Below are 21,932 nucleotides of genomic sequence, written 5' to 3'. Positions count from 1 at the left end.
CATCGGCCCGAGAACGCCGGCAAGCTCATCGTCGTTGTGCTGCCCTCCAACGGCGAACGATATTTGAGCACTGTGCTGTTCTCTGATCTGGCGGACTAGCGATGCTCGCGGCGTTCCGGGACGACATACGAGCGGCGAAGCAGCGCGACCCCGCCGCCCCCAGCACGTTGCAGGTCGTCTTCGCGTATCCGGGTGTGCATGCGATCTGGGGCCACCGCGTCAGCCATTGGTTGTGGGGCCGCGGCGCGAAAGTGGCCGCACGCACCCTTGGCGAGATCACTCGGATCCTGACCGGCGTCGACATCCATCCGGGAGCCATCCTGGGCACCGGGATGTTCATCGACCACGCAACCGGTGTGGTGATCGGCGAAACAGCCGAGGTGGGCGACGACGTCACGATTTACCACGGCGTCACCCTCGGCGGCAGCGGCAACGACATCGGAAAACGTCATCCGACCATCGGCGACCGGGTGACCATCGGCGCCGGAGCCAAAATCCTCGGTGCTATCAAAATCGGCGATGACAGCCGGATTGGCGCGAACGCCGTTGTGGTCAAAGAAGTACCGTCCTGCGCGGTGGTCGTCGGCGTGCCCGGACAGGCCATAAGCCGCGCCCAGCCGGGTACCGGCGACGACTCGATGATGCCCGACTTAGTCGGCGTTAGCCTGCAGTCCCTGCTGACCAGGGTGGCCAGGCTCGAATCACAGGGCGGCACACCACAGACCGACCACGTCATCCGGCCACCCGAGGCCGGCGTGTGGCACGGCGAAGACTTCTCGATCTAAGCGGCGCCGGATTCCTGCCAGGCGTTGTACCCGCCCACCAGGTCTCCGACGTGGTCGAACCCCGAAGCCCGAAGCAGGCTTGCCGCTACCAGCGAGCGGTAGCCACTGGCACAGTATGCGACCACCGGCACCCGGTAATCCAGGCTTTCAATTGAATCGGCAAGGGTCGGTAGCGGAATCTCGCGCGCTCCGAGGATCACACCGTCGGCCGTCTCCCCCGGGTTGCGCACGTCCACCAGCTGAAGATCGGGCTCGGAGCGCAGCAGCTCGGCAAGCTGTTCGGGCGTGAAACGCGCAGCGGTCTCGACCAGATCTGGCCAGCGCGTGAAAACACCTGGCAGGTCTCGCAATTGGCCGATAACCCGGTCGTAGCCGACCCGGGCCAGGCGAATCTTGCTTTCCTGCGCGAGCGCGACATCGCCGACCAGAATGATGTCGTGGTCCGGCGGCACGACGATGCCGACGGATTCGGCGAAACGCCCTTGCAATCCGACGTTGACCGCGCCGCGCAGGTGACCGCGGGCATACTCGACCTGCTCTCGGCCGTCCAGCAGAATTGTCCCCACCGCGGCCTGCCCGAGGACATCGTCGACGTCCAACAAGGGTGGTGGGTTGTCGTCCAGTAGCGGATGCTGTTCACGATTGCGCACCGAGTCGAACTCGAAGTAACGGGGCCGCGGCGGCTGATCCTCGGTGAGCGCTGCGACGAATCGTTCGACTCCGACGATTTGGAGTGCGTAGTTGGTTCGCCGTTGCTCACCGATGGTCGAGCTCGTCTCGCTCGACAGCTTTTTGCCGCACGCCGACCCGGCCCCATGTGCAGGAAAGACACGAGTGGCATCGGGCAGCTTCAAGAGTTTGTCGTGCAGCGACCCGTACATCGCCCGCGCCAACGTCGCCGCCGAATGCCCGTTGTCCGCCAGTAGGTCTGGGCGGCCGACATCGCCGACGAACAGGGTGTCGCCGGTCAGCACGCCGTAGGGAACTTCATCGTCGGCGTGCTCATACACGGCAATGCAGATCGACTCGGGCGTGTGCCCCGGCGTCGCGAGAACTTCCAACATGACATCGCCCAGTGAGATGCGCTGGCCGTCGTCGAGCGGCTCGACCGGGAATTCGAGGACGGCATCTTTGCCGTACGAAATCGCCGCCCCGGTTGCGGCTGCCAACTCCAGGTGGCCGCTCACGAAGTCTGCGTGGATGTGAGTTTCGACGACCCGTTCGATGCGTAAGCCGTGCTCGGCGGCCTCGTTCAGGTAGACGTCGATGTCACGACGAGGGTCGACCACAACCGCACGGCCGGTGGTCTCATCCCCGATGAGATACGACGCTTGTGACAAACAGTCGAGGTAGTGCTGCGTGAAGATCATGCCGCTCCGCTCCCCTGGTCCTCAAACAACGTATCTTCCCGCCGACGGCGCATACCGGCAATTTGAAATCAGCCTGAGTTGAAGACGTGCCTGGTGACAGGTGACGTCTACGGTTCGGACAGGTCGACTTCGTCGAATGAGGTGACCCAACGATGCGGCGGACGCGGCGAATTCGGTTCACCGGGTCGCTCGACACCCAGGACCGACCACCCGGCGGCGGCCGCGGCGTCGAGTTCGTCGGGATGGTCGGACAGGAACATGATCTGCTCGGGAGTCAGGCCGATCGTTTTGGCGATCGTGTCGTATGACGAGCTCGCTTGTTTGGCGCCGGCGTTGGCCAGATCAAACCAGCCGCTGACCAACGATGCCAGGTTGCCGCTGCGGGCATGGGCGAACCAATCCTGTTGATTACGAACCGAACCCGATGAGTATACGTGCAGGGCGATGCCCGCATTGTGCCAGGCCACCAATGCCGGCGGCACGTCGTCGAAGAACTCACCGTGCAGTACACCGCTGCGGAAGCCTTCCGCGCAGATCAGACCTTGCGCAGTTTTGAGCGGCGCGGCTTTGATGTCGGAGTCCAACCAACCGCACAGGATTTCGGCGACTTCGGCCGGCTCGACGTCGGGTTGCCCTGCCAGTCCGCGGGTTTCGGCAATCACCCGATCCGCCGCACCGCCAACGTTGTCAGCCAACCAATGCCTGAGATGGCGGCGGGTGTAGCCGTAAAGGTCCTCGCGTACCGAACTGGTCGGGCTGGTGGTGCCCTCGATGTCGACGACGACCGCTGCGATCACGTCGTGACGAGCTGGTCGAGCGTCGGAAAGCGTTCTCCGATCGCATCGCCGGTGAAGTCGCCGATCCAGCCGTCCTGCTGCTCGAAGAACCGGATGGCCGCGAAGTGGGGCTCCGAACCCATGTCGAACCAGTGCCGGGTGCCCGCCGGGACCGTCAGCAGGTCGCCGCTTTCGCACACCACCGCAAATACTTCCGGCTCGAGATGCAGATAGAAGCAGGCTCGTCCCGCGACGAAGAAACGCACTTCGTCTTCGGCATGGCGGTGCTCGGCGAGGAATTTCGAGCGCGCTGCCGCCGCATTGGCGCGCCAATCGGGGTCGTTGCGGTCGGGTCGCAGTCCGGCCACATCGATGTGCCGGTAGCGGCCGTCGGAGTTGATTGCGGCAACCTGGTCGGCGTATTCGGCCAGGATCCGCTCCGGTGGCTGGCTCGCGTCAAGGTCAGGCACAATCGGGCGGCGATCGAAAACGATTCCTCGCGTGGCGAGTTCGCTGCCGATGAGTCGGGCATCGTCGGTGCGCAGCCGCAGCTCGTCGGCATCGTTGTCGGCCATCACCTGTAGCAGCGTCATTAGATCCCTATCTCGCGGCGTCCAGTCAACGACACCAATTCGCAGATGGCTTCTAAACATTCGATCCGGTCGCGGGCCTGTGCGAGATCGGCGCCCCACCCGGTGATTCCGTGGCCGGCAATGAACAGTACCGGCGGAGCATCTGGATGCTCACTCAGGTGCTGCTCGATGTCGGTGCCGATGCGCCCGACGTCCGCATGATTGGTGAAGACCGGGACGCTGATGGTATCGGCCGAGCCCAGCCCTTTGGTCAGCTCGTAGCCGCTGAACGTCAAAGTCCCTGACACGCCAACTGTTTGGGCGGTGGCGTGTGGGGCATGAACATGGACCACGGCGTCGGCGTCGGTGGCCCGGTAGATCGCGGTGTGGATCGCGGTCTCCGCTGACGGACGCCGGTTACCGGACACCCGTTGTGAGTCAACGACCGACACCGTCACCATGTCGTCGGCAGTGAGCTCACCCTTGGACAGCCCGCTGCCGGTGATCGCCGCCGTCTGACCGGTACGCACCGAGATGTTGCCCGCGGTACCGGGCATCCAGCCACGAACGTAGAGGCTTCGGGCGATGTCGGAGATCTGCTGTCCGACACCGGTATTCGCTTCGCCGATCGCGCCGTTCTCGGTGACCACGGCGGTGATCAATTCCGGGGGTGTGACATCGAACGCGGGATTGAAGACGGCGGTTGGGTCCGGAGCGGTGGCAACGCCTGCGACATGGGTGATTTCGGCCGCGGCTCGCTCCTCGACGACGATCTCGCGTCCCGTTGCCGTCGCGGTGTCACGAGTCGACTCGGGTGCCACGACGATGAACGGGATGCCGTGCCGGTGTGCGGCCACGGCCAGCGCATAGGTGCCGATCTTGTTCGCGACCGAACCGTCGGCGGTGATGCGGTCCGCTCCGACCATGACGCAGTCCACCTGACCGGTGGCCATCGCCCACGCCGCGGCGGAGTCGATCGTCAGCCGGTGCGGAATGCCGGCCTCGGCCAGCTCCCACGCGGTCAGCCGGGCTCCCTGGAGCAGCGGTCGTGTCTCGTCGACGAGTACCTCGGCGACCTTGCCGCGGGCGTGCAGCACCTGCACCGCACCGAGCGCGGTGCCGAATGCGGTGGTGGCCAGCCGACCGGTGTTGCAGTGCGTGAGCACGCGCAGCGGCCGATCCCCGCACAGCCGGAGCACCAGATCAGCCGCCTGGGTGGCAAGTATCCGGTTGACCCGCGCGTCCTCGGCCAGCATCTGCTCGGCTTCGGCGAGCACGGCGTCCGGGCCCGCGGGCAACGCGGCCAGGGCTCGCCGCACGCCCCAGGCCAGGTTCACCGCGGTGGGCCGGGCCGATGCGATTCGCGCCGCTTCCAAAACCGTCTTGTCGGTATCGCCGGTGTGGGTGAACGCCGCCAGCGCCACACCGAAGGCGCCGGCCACCCCCAGTGCGGGCGCACCCCGGATGGCCAGGGTCTTGATCGCCTCGATGACCTCGTCGACGGTGGTGATTCGCAGCCACCGCAGCTCGCCCGGCAGCAGGCGCTGGTCGATGGCCAACAGTGCGCCGTCCGCCCAGGCGATTGACCTTTCCGCGGTGGGCTCAGATCGCGACTCGACTCGTGTCACATGCTCCATCCAACCCCGGCGCCGAGCGCCCTGCCAGGTTCTTAACAGGACAATCGGGCTGATCTGGCCGACAATGTGTCGATGCGACTGTTTCTTGCCTTTGCCGGCCTCGCCGTTGCGGTGGGCGTGGCCGTGCCGGCGCTGGCCGACCCGCCCCCACCGAGCGTGCCGGACAATCCGGCTGCGGACGCGACCTTTCTCGACTCGCTGAACAAAGCCGGTATGACCTATAGCAACGGCTCGAGCGCGATCGCGGCCGGCCGGATGGCCTGCGACCTGATGAATGCCGGCACCTCAGAAAAGGACGTCGTCGACAAGTTGAGCATGCTCAACCCTGGATTGAACTCCGGCGGTGCGATGAAATTCGCGGCCCTGGCATCGAGCGCCTACTGTCCGGACTACTTGAACAAGTCGAGCACGCCGACCAAGAGTAATTCGCCGTTCGGCGGCGGGGGTTTCGGCGGGATGGGCCGTTAGAGCTTTGCTCCCCCGGGTGGACTCGAACCACCAACCCTTCGGTTAACAGCCGAATGCTCTGCCAATTGAGCTACAGGGGACTGCTTGGTGTCCGCGGCACATGGGCGCGGATCGCTGGATGACTCTAGCGTACCGGCGTGCGCACACCCAACCAGACCGATCGCCCGCCGGGGGGCACCGAACCGTTGGCATGGGGCAGGATGGACGCACACCCACCAAACCTCGGAAGGGACCGTCTTGATCCGATACGTCGTCGTGCTGGGACTGGGCTATGTGCTGGGCACAAAGGCCGGACGACGCCGCTACGAGCAGATCGTCGGCACCTACCGCGCGCTGACCAGCAGCCCCGCCGCGAAGTCGATGATCGAAGCGGGACGGCGCAAGGTCGCCAACCGCGTCTCACCGGACGCGCGGATGGTCACGCTGACCGAGATCGACGACACGACCAGTGTGGTCGATCGGCAACGGCCACACACTGCGCCGTGAGCGGCGGGCCTCAGGCGGTGAGATCGTCGCCGCTGGCCTGCTCCAGCAAGCTGCGCCGGTAAGCCTCCATCGCAACCAGATCGCCGAACAGCGCGTGGTACTCGTCGCCCTGCTCCACCGGCGACATCCGCTGCAACTTGGACTTGACGTCCGCGATCTGCCTGCCGACCCAGACCTCCTGCAGACGGGCCAGCACACCGGCGATATAGCGCGGCAGCTTCTCGTCGTCCTCGACCCGGACGCCCTCGACGCCGAGCTCGCTGATCAACCCCGCGGCCGCGGGCGACGGCGCCTTTTGTTTTACCGCATCGAGCCATTCCGCCCCGCCGACGCCGGTCGCGGTCCCACCGGCCGCTTCGATCGCCGTGCATACTGCGGCGTACCCGGGGTGAGTGAAGCTTTCGACGGTCAGCGCGTCGAACACCGGGCCGGCCAGGGCCGGGTATTGCAGTGCCGACTTGAGCGCCTCACGTTGCGGCCACAGCGTCGGGTCCTTGGGGTCGGGCCGCGGCACGACCGGACCCCGCCCGGCGGGGTCGGCCTGCGTGGCGACCGGACGACGGGGCCTGCCTCGGCCTTGTGCCGTAGGGTTTTTGGCTTCTTCGCGCACCCGGCCGATGACTTGCGCGACGTCCGACCAGCCGACCCAGCCCGCCAGTTGCCGCGCGTACTCATCGCGCAGGGTCGGGTCCTTGATCTGGGCGACGATCGGCACGCATCGGCGCAGCGCCGACACCCGGCCTTCGGCGTTGTCCAAATCGATATCGTTCAGCGTCGTGCGAATGGCGAACTCGAACAACGGAGTTCGGCGTGCCACCAGATCCCGCAGCGCGCCGTCACCGGACGCCAGTCGCAGATCGCAGGGGTCCATGCCGTCCGCCGCGACCGCGACGAACGACTGGCCGGCGAGATGTTGCTCGCCGGAGAACGCCTTCAGGGCAGCTGCGCGGCCGGCCTCGTCCCCGTCGAACACGTAGATCAGCTCGCCGCGAAAGAAGTTGTCGTCCATCATTAGTCGGCGCAGCATCGCCAGGTGTTCGTCGCCGAACGCGGTGCCGCAGGATGCCACGGCGGTCGTCACCCCGGCCAGATGCATCGCCATCACATCGGTGTAGCCCTCGACCACAACGGCCTGATGCCCTTTGGCGATGTCGCGCTTGGCGAGGTCGATACCGAACAACACCGACGACTTCTTGTACAGCAACGTCTCTGGTGTGTTGACATACTTGGCTTCCATCGGATCGTCGTCGAACAGCCGTCGCGCGCCGAACCCGATCACCTCACCGGCCGACGACCGGATCGGCCAGAGCAGCCTGCGATGGAATCGATCCATCGGGCCGCGGCGGCCCTCTCGCGACACGCCGGCGGCTTCGAGCTCCTTGAACTCAAAGCCCTTGCGCAGCAGGTGTTTTGTCAGTGAATCCCAGCCCGACGGCGCGAAGCCGCAGCCGAAGTGCCGTGCGGCGTCGCCGTCGAAATTCCGCTCGGTCAGATATTTCCGCGCCGGCTGAGCCTCCGGTGACTCCAGCGCCGCCGCGTAGAACGCCTGCGCCTCGGCGTTGGCGGCGATCAGCCGGCTGCGACTCCCCCGGTCGCGTTGCACGCTGGTGGCCGCGGCTCCGGTGTAGCTGATCGTGTGCCCGATCCGGTCGGCCAGCAGCTCGACGGCCTCCACGAAGCTGACGTGTTCGATCTTCTGCACGAAGGCATACACGTCACCGCCTTCACCGCAACCGAAGCAGTGGAAGTGGCCGTGGTTGGGCCGCACGTGAAACGAGGGCGACTTCTCATCGTGAAACGGGCACAGGCCCTTCATCGAATCCGCGCCCGCCCTGCGAAGTTGGACATAGTCGCACACGACGTCCTCGATGCGGACCCGTTCGCGGATGGCGGCGATATCGCGATCGGAGATACGGCCGGCCATCGGCTCAGTCTAGGGCTCCGTCCCGTCGACGATGCCCGAAGCGCAGCGAAGGGAGGAGGAGCGGGACAATCAGGCGACGCCGTCGACGATGCCCGAAGCGCAGCGAAGGGTGAAGAAGCCACGCACGCAGGCCCCGGCAGCTCACCCCTGGGTGGTCTCGAGGCGTTCCAGTCGTCCCTCGGTGCAGGAGGCAATCTGGTCGACAACCACCCGCAACCGCCCGCCGTCGTCGGCGGCGGCGTTGAAAGCCGGGACGAAGATCGGGTCAAGGGTGTTGGGCGCCGCGGCCAGCAGCGCGTCGGCGACCCGATGGATTCGTTCTCGTTGCCGGGCCTGGATTTCCTGGTGCCGCGGGTCGGACATGATGAATTGCAACGCCAGCGTCTTGAGCAGGGCAACCTCGGCGCGCACGACCTCCGGCACGGAAAGGATGGCCTGGTAGCGGGCCAGCGGCCCGGGGCCGGCGTCCGCGCGGGTGGCCGCGATCGCCGCCGAAGCAAACCGACCCACCAGTTCGCTGGTCATTCGTTTGAGCGACACCGCGGCTGACAGTGTGGCGTCGTACTTGCCGACGGCGGCGACCGCCGGGAGCCCCGCCAGCCGATGCGCGGCCGCGGCCAGGTGGTCGGCACGGATTCCGGCGAAGTCGCGCTCGCCGAGTTTGGCCAGCGCGGCGGCCTCGTCATCGTCGGCGAGCACGCGAAGGTCGATCCGCCCGGAAACAACACCGTCCTCCACGTCGTGCACGGAGTAGGCGACATCGTCGGCCCAGTCCATCACCTGGGCTTCCAGGCAGGGCCGATCGGCCGATGCGCGATCGCGCATCCACGCGGCGGCGTCGTGGTCGACGTCGTAGAAGCCGAACTTGCGCCTATGCGGATCTCGCGACCATGGGTACTTGGTAACCGCATCCAGGCCAGCGCGCGTCAAATTCAGTCCGACGCTATGCCCTTGCCGGTCAAGGACTTTGGGCTCCAGGCTGGTCAGAATCCGAAAGTTCTGCGCATTTCCCTCGAAGCCGCCGTGCGCCGCCGCCACCTGGTCGAGCGCCTGCTCGCCGTTGTGCCCATAGGGCGGATGCCCGATGTCGTGGGCCAAACCGGCCATGTCCACGAGGTCGGGATCGCAGCCCAATCCGTTCGCCATCCCCCGCCCGATCTGGGCGACCTCCAGCGAATGCGTAAGGCGGGTACGCGGGGTGTCCCCCTCCCGCGGTCCGACGACCTGTGTCTTGTCTGCGAGTCGGCGCAACGCGGCACTGTGCAAAACCCTTGCGCGATCCCGGGCGAAGTCGGTGCGGCGCTGACCTTCGCTGCCCGGCAAGCCCGCGGTCTTCGGCGCCTCGACCACCACCCGCTCGCGGTCGAAATCGTCGTAGGGGTCTCGCTGAGTCATCGACGCACAGTCTGCCAGCAGCCAGAGCCGGCGCCGCGCAGTGCACTAGATGGATTGCCGTCGGACCCGGGTCGTCGCCGGGCTAGATTGTCGAACATGAGCACCCTCCGCTCGGTCGCCGTGTTCATGGCGATGCTGATCACTGCCCTCCTGGTGGCGCCGTCGGCCGCCGCGCAGCCGCCGTTCCGGCTGTCCGGCTACCTCACCGACAACGCCGGAGCACTGAATGGCTCCAGCCGCGCGGCGATTCAGGCGGCCACCGGCAAGCTGTACTCCGACCGACGCATCCAGTTGTGGGTGGTCTTCGTCGACGACTTCGCCGGACAACCGGCGGTGAGCTGGGCGGAGAACACCCGCGCCGCCAGCGATCTGGGCGATTTCGACGCGATACTCGCCGTGGCCACCGTCGACCATTCCTACGCATTCCTGGTTCCGCACCGAGTGCAGACAATCAGCGGCAGTCAGGTCGACGATCTGCGACGCAACCAGATCGAACCCGCGCTGCGCCGCGGCGATTGGGGCGGCGCGGCGGTCGCGGCGGCCAACGGGCTGGACCGGGGCCAGCAGCCGGCAAGCAGCGCGCCGCTGCTGATTGGGCTGGGCGTGATTCTGGTCGCGGCGCTGGCTCTGTACGTGTTCATGCGTTACCGGCGCCGCCGGCGGCGCGCCGCCGAGCTGGCCGCAGCCAAGCAAGTCGATGCCACCGACCCCGATGCGTTGGCGGGGTTGTCGCTGGGCGCGCTTGATGACCTGTCGCGGTGGAAGGTCGTCGACGTCGACAACGCCGTACGCACCAGCGCCAACGAGCTGGCGCTGACCGTCGAGGAGTTCGGCGAAAAGCGAACCGAGCCGTTCACCCGTGCAGTCGACAACGCCAAAGCGGCTCTGGCCCAGGCATTCACGGTGCGTCAACAACTCGACGACGCAATACCGGAGACCCGGCAGCAGCGCCGCGATCTGCTGACCCAGGTGATCGTTTCCGCCGCGCGGGCCGATGTCGAGCTGGAGTCGCAGCGGGAGGCGTTCGAGGAGATGCGCGATCTGGTGGTCAACGCGCCGGCGCGGCTGGACGCCCTGACCCAACAGGTCGTCGAGCTGACCGCGCGCATCGAACCGGCTGAACAACGCATGACCGAGCTGCACAGCGAGTTCAACTCTGCCGCATTGGCTTCGGTGTCGACCAACGTCACGACCGCCAAGGACCGGCTGGCCTTCGCAGAACAGAACCTCAGCCAGGCGCGCGATCTGGCCGCCCGGCCGGTCAGCGGCGAACAGAGCGGTCTCGTCGACGCGGTACACGCCGCGGAATCGTCGCTGGGACAAGCGCGCTCGTTGCTCGACGCCGTGGACAGCGCCGCCAACGACATTCGGCACGCGGTCGCCACGCTGCCGTCGCTGATCGCCGACATCCAGTCCGGTATCCAGCACGCTGACGGCGCGCTGCAGGGCGCGCAACGCTCCAAGGCACCGCATCTGCGCGATCTGGCCAGCGCCCGGACCGCGGCCGCCCGCTCGCTCGACGACACCCGCAGCAGCGGTTCGGCCGATCCGCTCGCCTCGTTCACCGCATTGGCCAACGCCAGCGCCGATCTGAATCGGCTGCTGGCCACCGTCGCCGAAGAACAGGCGGCCGCCGAGCGACTCACCCGGACACTGGAGCAGGCGTTGTTCACCGCGCAGTCGCGGGTGCACGCCGTATCCGAGTACATCGACAACCGCCGAGGCAGCATCGGGCCCGAGGCGCGGACGCGACTGTCTGAGGCGGGTCGGCAGATCGAGGCGGCGCAGGACAAAAAGGCGACCGACCTCAACGAGGCGATCACCTACGCCAACTGCGCCGCGTCGCTGGCCGCTGAGGCCCAGTCGCTGGCCGAGGCCGACGTCCAATCCGCGCAGCGCGCGTACACCGCCCGCTACGGCAGCGGCGATCACACCGGCGCGATGATGGGCGGAATCATCATCGGCGACATCCTCGGCGACGCCATGCGTGGCGGCTTCGGTGGCGGTGGCTTCGGTGGCGGCTGGGGCCCCACGTCGTTCGGTGGCTCCGGCTCATCCGACGGTGGGTTCATGGGCGGCGGCGGTCGGTTCTGATGGCACGGCGCTACCCCTAAAATGGTGGACGCGGCAGCTCACCACGCCCTAGTGAGCCGCCGCGTCGACGTTCTCATGATATTGATCATGTGATCAATAGGCGAGGGATTCGCGAAAATATTTGAGGCAAGTTTGCATCAAACCGGTCGGGTCGGCTAGCAACCCCGCAGCCGCGAACCCAGATAATCGGACACCGCGTCGATCGCCACCCGCTCCTGCGACATCGCGTCCCGTTCACGGATCGTCACGGCGTGGTCGTCGAGCGAGTCGAAGTCCACTGTCACGCAGTAGGGTGTGCCGATCTCGTCTTGACGCCGGTAACGCCGTCCGATCGCGCTGGCGTCGTCGAAGTCGACGTTCCAGTAATTGCGCAATTCGGCGGCCAGGTCGCGGGCTTTGGGGCTCAGGTCGGCATGCCGCGACAACGGCAGAACAGCCGCCTTCACCGGCGCCAGCCGCGGGTCCAGCCGCAACACAGTCCGCTTGTCCACGCCGCCCTTGGCGTTGGGCGCTTCGTCCTCGGAATAGGCGTCGATCAGAAAGGCCATGAACGAGCGGGTCAGACCTGCCGCCGGCTCGATCACGTACGGCGTGTAGCGGGTGTCGTTGGCCTGGTCATAGAACGACAGGTCGACACCGGAATGCTTTGCGTGCGTGGACAGGTCGAAGTCGGTGCGGTTGGCTACCCCTTCGAGCTCACCCCACGGATTGCCAGAGAAGCCGAATTTGTACTCGATATCGACTGTGCGGTCGGAGTAATGCGAGAGCTTGTCTTTGGGGTGTTCGTACAGGCGCAAGTTCTCCGGTTTGATGCCGAGATCGATGTACCACTGCTGTCGGGTGTCGATCCAGTACTGGTGCCATTCCTTGGCGGTCGACGGCTCGACGAAGAACTCCATCTCCATCTGCTCGAACTCGCGGGTGCGGAAGATGAAGTTGCCCGGTGTGATTTCGTTGCGGAAGCTCTTGCCGATCTGGCCGATGCCGAACGGCGGCTTGCGGCGCGCGGTCGTCACCACGTTGGCGAAGTTGACGAAGATGCCCTGCGCGGTCTCGGGCCGCAGATAGTGCAGTCCCTCCTCGGTCTCGATCGGGCCGAGGTAGGTCTTGAGCATCATGTTGAATTCGCGCGGCTCGGTCCACTGGCCCTTGGTACCGCAGTCGGGGCAGACGATCTCGCTCATCGGCACGTCGTCCGGATCTCCGCCCTTCTTGAGGGCGTATGCCTCCTGCATGTGGTCCTGCCGGTGCCGCTTGTGGCAGTTCAGACACTCGACCAGCGGATCGTTGAAGACCTCGACGTGGCCCGAGGCCACCCACACCTCGCGCGGCAGGATGATCGAGGAGTCCAGGCCGACCACATCGTCGCGGCCGGTCACGACCGAACGCCACCACTGCCGCTTGATGTTCTCTTTGAGCTCAACGCCCAGAGGCCCGTAGTCCCACGCCGACTTGGTGCCGCCGTAGATCTCGCCGGCGGGATAGACCAGGCCACGCCGTTTGGCGAGGTTGACGACGGTGTCGATGACGGACGCCACGAGGTGAGGACTCCTGTTGTTGTGAAACGCGGACGATCCGTCATCGTAGCGATCCGCCCGTCGCTCTTTGACATGCGTGGTTGTGCATGTGACAGTGGAAGCAGCATGACGCTCTCATCCCCCACCGCAGCTGACGGTGATGAACTGGTCGGCGAGCACCAACACGGCAACTCCGCGGAACTCCCGCCGCCGCCGCCGCGGGAGATCCTCGACGCGGCCGGCGAGCTGCTGCGTGCACTGGCCGCGCCGGTACGGATCGCGATTGTGCTGCAGCTGAACGTGTCTCAGCGCTGCGTGCATGAGCTGGTCGACGCGCTCGGCGTGCCGCAGCCGCTGGTCAGCCAGCACCTGAAGATCCTCAAGGCCGCGGGCGTGGTCGCCGGGGAACGGTCGGGACGCGAGGTGCTCTACCGGCTGGCCGATCATCACTTGGCGCACATCGTGGTCGACGCCGTCGCACACGCCGGCGAAGACAAGCCATGAGCCGCGCCGACGACGATGCAGAGCGCAGCGATGCTGAGGAGCGGCGCCGATGAGCGCGGCGGCCGGTGAGACCAAAGCAGGCGTTCGGTCCACTCGGCAGCGGGCGGCGATCGCCAGCCTGCTGGACACCCTGGACGATTTCCGCTCGGCACAGGAGCTGCACGACGAACTGCGGCAACGTGGCGAGAACATCGGCTTGACCACCGTGTACCGCACGCTGCAGTCGATGGCCAGCGCGGGCATGCTCGACACGCTGCGCAACGACACCGGTGAATCGGTGTATCGACGCTGCTCCGAGCACCATCACCACCACCTGGTGTGCCGCAGCTGCGGGTCGACCGTCGAGGTGGGCGATCGCGAGGTCGAAGCGTGGGCGGCCGAAGTCGCGACCGAGCACGGCTTCTCCGATGTCAGCCACACCATCGAGATCTACGGCACCTGCTCGGACTGCCGTCGCTGACGCGGCGCTATGCCATTACCGCGCGCCGGATTTCAGCACCTTTGTCGAGAACCATCAGCGCCAGCGTCCGCAGCGCCTCGTCGTTGAGACCATTGCCCGGAAAGTTGTAGCGCAACACCACGTCTGCGGCCTTGCCGGAATTGCGCTTGCCCGACCCATCGGCGGCCTTCTCGACCAGTGTTACCGAGCCCAGCAGAGAGGAACGCGACTGCTCGACCACGCTGTCGCGAATCTTCTTCGTCAGCAACAGGTCCCACACCACCATCTGCGTCAGCGACACCAGGTCGAGATCCTCGTTGATCGGCACCACCCGCAACGATGCGATCGTGCCGTCGTGATGCACGGTCAGTGCTCCGTCGGATTCCTCCTCGACGGGCAGCACCTGAGAAAGCACGGTGAGCAGCCGCTCCTGCAACGAAGGCATCACGCCGTCCCGAACCGTCGATGGCGCAACGCGTATTCTTCGCAGGCCGCCCACAGGCGGCGGCGGTCGTAGTCGGGCCACAGTGTGTCCTGAAATATGAACTCGGCGTAGGCCGCTTGCCACAGCATGAAGTTACTGGTCCGCTGCTCACCGGAGGTCCGCAGCAACAGATCCACATCGGGAATATCGGGGCGATGCAGGTGCCGGGCGACGGTCGCCTCGGTGACCCGCTCGGGATTCAGCTTGCCCTCGGCAGCCTCGCGGGCGATATCCCTTGCTGCTTCGGCGATTTCGGTACGGCCGCCGTAGTTGACGCAATAGTTCACCGTGATCACGTCGTTGTTCAGGGTCATGTCCTCTGCGATCGCCAACTCATTGATGACGCTACGCCACAGCCGCGGGCGCGAACCCACCCAACGTATTTTTACGCCCATCTCGTTGAGGCTCACCCGACGTCGGCGCACCACGTCGCGGTTGAACCCCATCAGGAACCTGACTTCGTCGGCCGACCGCTTCCAGTTCTCGGTGGAGAACGCGTACAGGCTGAGCCATTTGATGCCGACTTCTATTGCGCCGCAGACGATATCAATGACGACCGCCTCGCCCATCTTGTGGCCTTCGACGCGGGTCAGCCCGCGCTGCGTGGCCCAGCGACCGTTGCCGTCCATCACGATGGCGACGTGGTTGGGCAGCTGCTCCGCCGGGATCCGGGGTGCGGGCGCCTTCGAGATGTGCTGCGGCGGGCGGCGGGGGCCGCCGTCGGGTGAAGGCGGCAACGCCGGGAACACCACCGGCCACGTCGAGGTGTCGGGGAAGACCGGATAGTCGTCGGGCGCCGGAGCGAGCTGGGGGAAGTCGGACTTCCGCTTGCGCTCAGCCCTCCGCTCTGAGCGGCTCACCCGGCTCGTCTCCATGGGCCACATCCTGCCTGACCAGAGCTATGCGACGGTCCAGGAGGCTCTGATCGATCACATCCACCCGCCGTATCCGCTCGACCAACGGCAGCGTTCGCAGCTGGCGCTCCAGATGCCACTGCAGGTGAGCGGCCACCAATCCGCTGACGTGGCTGCGGGCCGACTGCGGCGCGCCCTCCGCGGCCTCCCAATCGCCCTCGCGCAGCGCTGACATCAGATCCAGCACACCCAGCGGCGGTGTCGTCGCACCGGCAGGGCGGCAGTAGCTGCAGACACTGCCACCCGCGGCGACGTGAAATGCCCGGTGCGGGCCCGGCGTGGCGCAACGGGCGCATTCGGTCAGCGCCGGGGCCCACCCGGCGATGCTCATCGCACGCAGCAGATACGCATCGAGCACCAGCTCACGGGGTCGGCTGCCGTCCGCCACCGCCCGCAGCGCGCTAACGGTGAGTCGATGCAATTCCGGGGCCGGTGCCCGCTCCTCGCCGGCGAGGCGCTCGGCGGTTTCCAGCATCGCGCACGCGCTGGTGTAGCGGCCGTAGTCGCTGACGATGTCGGTGGCGAACGCGTCCAGCGAGACGACCTGCGTGACGATGTCCAGGTTGCGGCCCGGGTGCAGCTGTACGTCGATATGCGCGAACGGCTCCAGTCGGGCGCCGAACTTGCTGCGGGTCCGGCGCACACCCTTGGCCACCGCGCGGACCAGCCCGTGGTCGCGGGTTAGCAAGGTGACAATCCGGTCGGCTTCGCCGAGCTTGTGTTGGCGCAGCACCACCGCACGATCCCGGTACAGCCGCATAGATATCAGTTTGTCACCAGGTTGCGACGGCGCCCCGCGCACGCGCCGATAATGTCGATACCGATGAGTAACTCAGCAGATCGCCGCTTTCCGACGTTGACCGACCAGCTTTACCAGTTGGCCAGCGGAGAGGTGACCTCTGACGACCTGGTACGCCGCTCACTGCACGCCATCGGCCTCAGCCAGTCGACGTTGAACGCCTTCCGCGTGGTGCTCACCGCGACCGCGCTGGCCGATGCCGCCGAGGCCGACCGGCGACGCGCCGCCGGAGACCAGGCACCGCTGCTGGGTGTGCCGATCGCGGTCAAAGACGACGTCGACGTCGCCGGGCAACCAACCGCCTTTGGCACGTCCGGACATGTCCAGCCGGCCAACCAGGACGCCGAGGTGGTACGCCGACTCAAGGCCGCCGGAGCCGTGATCGTCGGCAAGACCAACACCTGCGAACTGGGTCAATGGCCGTTCACCAGCGGACCCGGCTTCGGCCACACCCGCAACCCCTGGTCACGTCGGCACACACCGGGCGGATCCTCCGGCGGCAGCGCGGCCGCGGTGGCCGCCGGCCTGGTCACCGCGGCGATCGGCTCCGACGGCGCCGGCAGCGTCCGCATCCCGGCGGCGTGGACCCATTTGGTCGGGATCAAGCCCCAGCGAGGCCGCATCTCGACGTGGCCGCTGCGCGAGGCGTTCAACGGCATCACGGTCAACGGCGTGCTGGCCCGCACCGTCGCCGACGCGGCGCTGGTGCTCGACGCAGCGTCCGGCAACGTCGAGGGCGATCTGCACAAGCCGCGGCCGGTGACGGTGTCCGACCATGTCGGCATCGCGCCCGGCCCGCTGCGCATCGCACTGTCGACGGGATTTCCGTTCACCGCGTTCAGAGCGCGCCTGGATCCGGAGATCAGGGCGGCGCTGGAATCGGTGGGCGACCAGCTTCGACTGCTCGGCCACAACGTGGTCTCGGGTAATCCCGACTACGGCCTGCGGCTGTCGTGGAATTTCCTGTCGCGGTCCACGTCCGGGCTGCTGGACTGGGCCGAGCGGTTGGGTGACGGAGTGGAGTTCGACCATCGGACGCTGTCCAACATGCGGATCGGTCGGGTGCTCTCGGAACAGATATTGCGCTCCGCGCGTGCGCATGAAGCCGCCGACCAGCGTCGGGTGGGCTCGATCTTCCGCATCGTGGACGTCGTGCTCGCGCCGACGACCGCGCTGCCTCCACCACTGGCGCATGCCTTCGACCGGCTCAGCGGGATGGGCACCGATCGCGAGATGATCGCTGCCTGCCCGGTGACCTGGCCGTGGAACGTGTTGGGGTGGCCATCGATCAACGTCCCGGCGGGCTTCACTTCCGAAGGCTTGCCGATCGGCGTGCAGCTGATGGGACCGGCCAACAGCGAACCACTGCTGGTCTCGCTGGCCGCCGAGCTGGAAGCGCTCGGCGGCTGGGCCGCCAAACAACCAACCGTGTGGTGGAACAGCGACACCGAAGCGCTAAGCAGCTAGATCAAAAGCCAAGCCTGCCAAGCTGTTTAGGGTCACGCTGCCAGTTCTTGGCGACCTTGACCCGTAGGTCGAGATACACCTTGGTGCCCAGCAGCTTCTCGATCTGACCGCGTGCTGCGGTGCCCACCTCACGCAGCCGCGCGCCGCCCTTGCCGATCACAATGCCCTTCTGGCTGTCGCGCTCGACGTACAGCAGGGCGTGCACGTCGATCAGGTCGTCACGACCCTCGCGCGGATTCACCTCGTCGATCACCACCGCCAGCGAGTGCGGCAACTCGTCGCGCACGCCTTCCAGTGCGGCTTCCCGGATGAACTCCGCCATCAGAACTTCCTCGGGTTCATCGGTCAGCTCACCGTCGGGGTAGTACGGCGGCCCGGGCGGCAGCGCAGCGGCCAGCACGCCGATCAACAGGTCGACTTGCTCTCCGGTAGTTGCCGAGACCGGCACGATCTCCGCGGAATTGCCGACCAACTCGCTCGCCGCGACAAGCTGCGCAGCCAGTTGGTCCTTGGATACCTTGTCGATCTTGGTGACGACGGCAATCAAAGTCGTTCTGGGGGCGGTGGATCGGATCTGCTCGACGATCCACTTGTCCCCCGGCCCGATCGCCTCGTCAGCTGGGATGCACAAGCCGATGGCGTCGACTTCGGTGTAGGTGTCGCGGACCAAGTCGTTGAGCCGCTTACCCAGCAAGGTGCGCGGTCGATGCAGCCCCGGGGTGTCGACCAGAATGATCTGGAAGTCGTCGCGGTGCACGATGCCACGAATCGTGTGCCGGGTGGTTTGCGGACGATTCGACGTGATCGCCACCTTCGAGCCGACCAGCGCGTTGGTCAGGGTGGATTTCCCGGTGTTGGGCCGCCCGACGAAACAGACGAAGCCGGAATGGAATTCATTCATTCTCGGCGCTCACCGCTTCCGAGCGACTCAGCAGTACGGTGCCGACGCGGACCCGCCCTCGATGGTCGGGCCCACCCTCGGCGTGCAGCCGCAGGCCGTGCGACACGACCTCGGAGCCGGGCAGCGGCACACGGCCCAGCTCCAAAGCCAGCAGCCCGCCCACCGTGTCTACGTCGAGATCCTCTTCGAACTCGAGACCGTAGAGCTCCCCGACGTCTTCGATCGGCAGTCGCGCCGACACCCGGAAGCGGTTGTCGCCCAGATCTTCCACTGGTGCAACCTCGGCGGCATCGTACTCGTCGGCGATTTCTCCGACGATCTCTTCCAGCACATCCTCGATCGTCACCAAGCCGGCGATCGCGCCGTATTCGTCGACCAACAACGTCATGTGGTTGCGGTCGCGCTGCATTTCCCGCAGCAGCGCGTCGAGCGGTTTGGAGTCCGGCACGAACACCGCCGGGCGCATCACGTCGGCCACCGTGGTGTCGCGACCACCCGCCGACGAGTAATACGTCTGCTGCACACAGTCTTTCAGGTACACCACGCCGAGGATGTCGTCGACGTTCTCGCCGATGACCGGAATGCGGGAATGTCCACTGCGCACAGCCAGTGTGGTGGCCGCGGCTGTGGGCTTGTCGCTTTCGATCCAGATCATCTCGGTGCGGGGCACCATCACCTCGCGGGCCGGAGTATCGCCGAGCTCGAAGACCGACTGGATCATTCGTCGCTCGTCGGCAGCGACGACACCTCGTTGCTGCGCTAGGTCGACGACTTCACGCAACTCGATCTCGGATGCGAACGGCCCGTTGCGGAACCCGCGACCGGGCGTCAGCATGTTCCCCAGCACCACCAGGACTCGGCTGATCGGGGCCAGCAACACCGAAATCAGTTGCAGCGGTAGCGCTGACACCAGGGCAATGGAGTAGGCGTTCTGGCGGCCGAGCGTCCGCGGACCGACGCCGATCACGACGAAGCTGACCACAACCATCACGGCGGCGGCGATGAACAGCCCCCACTCGCGGCTCACCGCCCGGTAGAAAAACTGGGCAAGCAGCACCGTCGCGCTGATCTCGCAGACGATCCGCAACAGCACAACCTGATTGATGTGGCGGGGCCGGTCGGTCATCACTTTGATCAGACGCACCGCACCCGGCCGCTCGTCGCGAATCAGCTCCTGCACCCGCGCCAGCGACACCGTGCTGATTGCCGCGTCGATGGCCGCGAACAGACTGCCCAGGCAGATCAGAACGATCGCACCGAGCAGCGAAGGCGAGTTGTTCAATTGTCGAAATGCCTTGATTTGTCCAGCAACCGCTGGTCTCGCTCGTGCTGGCGTTGCTGACGGTAGAACTCGACTTGGTCGGCGACCCATTCCTCGAGCAGGCGGCCCTGCAACGCGAACATCTCCTTCTCTTCGCCCGGCTCGGCGTGGTCGTAGCCGAGCAGATGCAGGACGCCGTGAATGGTCAAAAGCGCCAGCTCATGCCCCAGTGAATGACCGGCGGCTGCGGCCTGCTCCGCGGCAAACTCGGGGCACAACACGATGTCGCCGAGCATCGCCGGTCCCGGCTCAGGTGCGTCGGGCCGGCCGCCCGGCTCGAGCTCGTCCATCGGGAAGCTCATCACATCCGTCGGCCCGGGTAGGTCCATCCAGCGCATGTGCAGGTCGGCCATCGCCGCGGTGTCCAACAGCACCATTGACAGCTCGGCGGCCGGGTTGACGTCCATCTGCGTGATGACGAACCTTGCGACGCTGACCAATTCGGATTCGGAAACGTCGATTCCGGATTCGTTGGCGACTTCGATAGTCACGACGCGCTCACCGGCGGCTGCGGGCGCTCGGGCCCCGTCGCGCAGCCCGGTTCATCGTCAGACCGGGCTCCTCGTAGCGTGCGTAGGCGTCGACGATTTCGGCGACCAGCCGATGGCGGACCACGTCGGCACTGGTCAGCTCCGCGATGTGAATGTCCTCGATACCGTCCAGGATGTCGACCGCGGCGCGCAGACCCGATTTCCCCGGCCCTGGCAGGTCGACCTGCGTAACATCGCCGGTAACAACGACTTTGGAGCCGAATCCCAACCGAGTCAGGAACATCTTCATCTGCTCGGCGGTGGTGTTCTGGGCTTCGTCGAGGATGATGAACGCGTCATTCAACGTGCGACCGCGCATATAGGCCAGCGGCGCAACCTCGATCACACCGGACGCCATCAGCTTCGGGATCAGTTCGGGATCCATCATGTCGTGCAGCGCGTCGTAGAGCGGCCGAAGGTAGGGGTCGATCTTCTCGCTCAGCGTGCCCGGCAGAAAGCCAAGCCGCTCACCGGCTTCCACCGCCGGTCGGGTCAGGATGATGCGGGTGACCTGCTTGGTCTGCAGCGCGTTGACCGCCTTGGCCATCGCCAGGTAGGTCTTGCCGGTACCGGCCGGGCCGATCCCGAACACGATGGTGTGGGCGTCGATGGCGTCGACGTAGCGCTTCTGGTTGAGCGTCTTGGGCCGAATCGTCTTGCCGCGACGGGACAAGATGTCCAGCGTCAATACTTCGGCCGGCGATTCGTTGCCGGCGCCGACCAGCATCGCCACGCTGTGCCGCACACCCTCCGGGGTCAGGGGCTGGCCGCCGTCGACGATCGCCACCAACTCGGAGAGCACTCGTTCGGCGAGCGCGACGTCGGCGGGCTCACCGGAGAGCGTCACTGCGTTTCCGCGCACATGCAGGTCTGCGGCCAGAAGGCCTTCGAGGGCGCGCAGGTTCTCGTCGGCGGAACCAAGCAGGCCCATGACGAGGTCGGGCGGAACGTCGATGCTGCTGCGAACCGAGGATGTGGACGGGCCAGCAGCGTTGGTTTCGCGGGGCGTCACGTGGGTTCTAATGCCTGCTTTCTGCGGTGTAGCCAGCTGGTTTCTCAAGTCTACCGCCGGTCGGTTGGCGAACCCAGTGGTTGGCCACTGTGCGACCCGGGCCCGGGATATTCCCACCGGGGCGTCAACACGCCCAGCGCGCCCAATGCGATGGCCGCCGCAGTCGAGGTGCGCAGGACGGTCGGGCCCAGCCGCACGGCGGTGGCGCCGGCGTCGGCGATCGCGGCCAGCTCCTCGGGCGCGATGCCACCTTCGGGTCCCACCACCAACATGATCGACTTCGCTTGCGCCAGATCCAGATCCGTCAGCGGTCCATCGGCCGCCTCATGCAGTGCCAGCACCATGCCGCCGGCCCCCACCTCGTCACGAATCCGCTGGGTCAACGCCGGGGTGGACAGCACGCCGTCGACCGACGGGATATACCCGCGGCGGGATTGCTGTGCGGCGGCGCGTGCGACCGCGCGCCAGCGCCGCAGCCCGTTGTCGGCACGGGCGCCGTCCCATCGGGCCACGCTGCGCGCGGCCTGCCAGGCCACC

Annotated in this window: 22 protein-coding genes, 1 tRNA gene and 1 pseudogene; 8 read left to right on the top strand and 16 right to left on the bottom strand. The window is 66.4% G+C overall.

The genetic code is table 11. The features are described from left to right. Together WAO18_RS14930 and cysE are read left to right on the top strand one after the other, a co-directional pair. Positions 1-99, top strand: a pseudogene (locus WAO18_RS14930) (cysteine synthase A); the annotation flags it as partial. A gap of 2 nt (positions 100-101) precedes the next feature. Next, positions 102-785, top strand: coding sequence for a serine O-acetyltransferase (cysE, locus tag WAO18_RS14925; RefSeq protein WP_422207037.1), 684 nt, complete (start codon positions 102-104; stop codon positions 783-785). Here the strand turns inward: cysE and WAO18_RS14920 are convergent. From WAO18_RS14920 to mtnA, 4 genes are all read right to left on the bottom strand, one after another. Continuing rightward, positions 782-2,155 (bottom strand): rhodanese-like domain-containing protein, encoded by a 1,374-nt coding sequence (locus WAO18_RS14920; protein ID WP_422207036.1) that lies wholly within the window; start codon positions 2,153-2,155, stop codon positions 782-784. The two genes, cysE and WAO18_RS14920, sit on opposite strands and share 4 nt — an antisense overlap. 107 nt (positions 2,156-2,262) lie before the next feature. Continuing rightward, positions 2,263-2,952 carry an acireductone synthase gene (mtnC, locus tag WAO18_RS14915; RefSeq protein ID WP_422207035.1) on the bottom strand — a complete coding sequence of 230 codons (690 nt, stop codon included), beginning with the start codon at positions 2,950-2,952 and terminating at the stop codon, positions 2,263-2,265. Continuing rightward, positions 2,949-3,524: a 1,2-dihydroxy-3-keto-5-methylthiopentene dioxygenase gene (locus WAO18_RS14910; protein WP_422207034.1), complete on the bottom strand. Its 576-nt coding sequence runs from the start codon at positions 3,522-3,524 to the stop codon at positions 2,949-2,951. Before WAO18_RS14910 ends, mtnC begins: the two co-directional genes overlap by 4 nt. Further along, complete coding sequence (gene mtnA / locus WAO18_RS14905) at positions 3,524-5,131, bottom strand: S-methyl-5-thioribose-1-phosphate isomerase (RefSeq protein WP_422207033.1); 1,608 nt, start codon at positions 5,129-5,131, stop codon at positions 3,524-3,526. The genes WAO18_RS14910 and mtnA overlap by 1 nt, the downstream gene beginning before the upstream one ends. An 81-nt stretch (positions 5,132-5,212) precedes the next feature. Between mtnA and WAO18_RS14900 the strand changes: the two genes are divergently transcribed. Beyond that, a complete protein-coding gene (locus WAO18_RS14900; RefSeq protein WP_422207032.1) occupies positions 5,213-5,608 on the top strand; it encodes a DUF732 domain-containing protein in 396 nt (131 codons plus the stop codon). Positions 5,609-5,615: 7 nt separating this feature from the next. On the opposite strand, the gene WAO18_RS14895 is transcribed toward WAO18_RS14900, so the two are convergent. Continuing rightward, positions 5,616-5,688 (bottom strand) — tRNA-Asn (locus tag WAO18_RS14895). Positions 5,689-5,845: 157 nt separating this feature from the next. On the opposite strand from WAO18_RS14895, the gene WAO18_RS14890 reads away from it, so the two are divergent. Beyond that, entirely contained in the window at positions 5,846-6,094 is a 249-nt protein-coding gene (locus WAO18_RS14890; RefSeq protein ID WP_422207031.1) for a hypothetical protein, read from the top strand. A 10-nt stretch (positions 6,095-6,104) separates the two neighbouring features. On the opposite strand, the gene dnaG is transcribed toward WAO18_RS14890, so the two are convergent. Then, positions 6,105-8,018 (bottom strand): DNA primase, encoded by a 1,914-nt coding sequence (gene dnaG, locus WAO18_RS14885; RefSeq protein ID WP_422207030.1) that lies wholly within the window; start codon positions 8,016-8,018, stop codon positions 6,105-6,107. A 141-nt stretch (positions 8,019-8,159) separates the two neighbouring features. After that, positions 8,160-9,413 (bottom strand): deoxyguanosinetriphosphate triphosphohydrolase, encoded by a 1,254-nt coding sequence (locus tag WAO18_RS14880; RefSeq protein WP_422207029.1) that lies wholly within the window; start codon positions 9,411-9,413, stop codon positions 8,160-8,162. Between the two features lie 96 nt (positions 9,414-9,509). On the opposite strand from WAO18_RS14880, the gene WAO18_RS14875 reads away from it, so the two are divergent. Next, positions 9,510-11,507, top strand: coding sequence for a TPM domain-containing protein (locus WAO18_RS14875; protein ID WP_422207028.1), 1,998 nt, complete (start codon positions 9,510-9,512; stop codon positions 11,505-11,507). Between the two features lie 155 nt (positions 11,508-11,662). On the opposite strand, the gene WAO18_RS14870 is transcribed toward WAO18_RS14875, so the two are convergent. Further along, a complete protein-coding gene (locus WAO18_RS14870) occupies positions 11,663-13,045 on the bottom strand; it encodes a glycine--tRNA ligase (protein ID WP_422207027.1) in 1,383 nt (460 codons plus the stop codon). A gap of 105 nt (positions 13,046-13,150) precedes the next feature. Here WAO18_RS14870 and WAO18_RS14865 point away from each other — a divergent pair, with 105 nt between their 5' ends. Then, entirely contained in the window at positions 13,151-13,528 is a 378-nt protein-coding gene (locus tag WAO18_RS14865) for an ArsR/SmtB family transcription factor (RefSeq protein ID WP_422207026.1), read from the top strand. A gap of 49 nt (positions 13,529-13,577) precedes the next feature. Further along, positions 13,578-13,988, top strand: a complete 411-nt coding sequence (locus WAO18_RS14860) for a Fur family transcriptional regulator (RefSeq protein WP_422207025.1) — start codon at positions 13,578-13,580, stop codon at positions 13,986-13,988. 7 nt (positions 13,989-13,995) lie between these two features. On the opposite strand, the gene WAO18_RS14855 is transcribed toward WAO18_RS14860, so the two are convergent. The 3 genes from WAO18_RS14855 to recO are packed head-to-tail and all read right to left on the bottom strand — an operon-like array spanning position 13,996 to position 16,125. Continuing rightward, a complete protein-coding gene (locus WAO18_RS14855) occupies positions 13,996-14,412 on the bottom strand; it encodes a hypothetical protein (protein WP_422207024.1) in 417 nt (138 codons plus the stop codon). Further along, positions 14,412-15,326 carry a decaprenyl diphosphate synthase gene (locus WAO18_RS14850; protein WP_422207023.1) on the bottom strand — a complete coding sequence of 305 codons (915 nt, stop codon included), beginning with the start codon at positions 15,324-15,326 and terminating at the stop codon, positions 14,412-14,414. The genes WAO18_RS14855 and WAO18_RS14850 overlap by 1 nt, the downstream gene beginning before the upstream one ends. Continuing rightward, positions 15,286-16,125, bottom strand: coding sequence for a DNA repair protein RecO (gene recO / locus WAO18_RS14845; protein WP_422207022.1), 840 nt, complete (start codon positions 16,123-16,125; stop codon positions 15,286-15,288). Before recO ends, WAO18_RS14850 begins: the two co-directional genes overlap by 41 nt. Before the next feature lie 63 nt (positions 16,126-16,188). Between recO and WAO18_RS14840 the strand changes: the two genes are divergently transcribed. Continuing rightward, a complete protein-coding gene (locus WAO18_RS14840) occupies positions 16,189-17,631 on the top strand; it encodes an amidase (protein WP_422207021.1) in 1,443 nt (480 codons plus the stop codon). 1 nt (position 17,632) lies between these two features. Here WAO18_RS14840 and era read toward each other — a convergent pair whose 3' ends face one another. The 5 genes from era to WAO18_RS14815 all read right to left on the bottom strand — a co-directional run. Continuing rightward, entirely contained in the window at positions 17,633-18,532 is a 900-nt protein-coding gene (gene era / locus WAO18_RS14835) for a GTPase Era (RefSeq protein WP_422207020.1), read from the bottom strand. Continuing rightward, positions 18,525-19,814 carry a hemolysin family protein gene (locus tag WAO18_RS14830; protein WP_422207019.1) on the bottom strand — a complete coding sequence of 430 codons (1,290 nt, stop codon included), beginning with the start codon at positions 19,812-19,814 and terminating at the stop codon, positions 18,525-18,527. Before WAO18_RS14830 ends, era begins: the two co-directional genes overlap by 8 nt. Next, positions 19,811-20,344, bottom strand: coding sequence for an rRNA maturation RNase YbeY (gene ybeY, locus WAO18_RS14825; protein ID WP_422207018.1), 534 nt, complete (start codon positions 20,342-20,344; stop codon positions 19,811-19,813). Before ybeY ends, WAO18_RS14830 begins: the two co-directional genes overlap by 4 nt. A 7-nt stretch (positions 20,345-20,351) precedes the next feature. Beyond that, positions 20,352-21,395 carry a PhoH family protein gene (locus WAO18_RS14820; protein WP_422207017.1) on the bottom strand — a complete coding sequence of 348 codons (1,044 nt, stop codon included), beginning with the start codon at positions 21,393-21,395 and terminating at the stop codon, positions 20,352-20,354. Between the two features lie 50 nt (positions 21,396-21,445). Beyond that, a partial coding sequence (locus tag WAO18_RS14815) for an RsmE family RNA methyltransferase (protein ID WP_422207016.1) occupies positions 21,446-21,932 on the bottom strand: 487 nt, incomplete at its 5' end.

Origin of the sequence: Mycobacterium sp., from assembly GCF_049278535.1 — a bacterium.
GTDB lineage: Bacteria > Actinomycetota > Actinomycetes > Mycobacteriales > Mycobacteriaceae > Mycobacterium.
The sequence above is the reverse complement of the archived record's forward strand: the minus strand, read 5'-3'. Positions and strand labels throughout refer to the sequence as shown.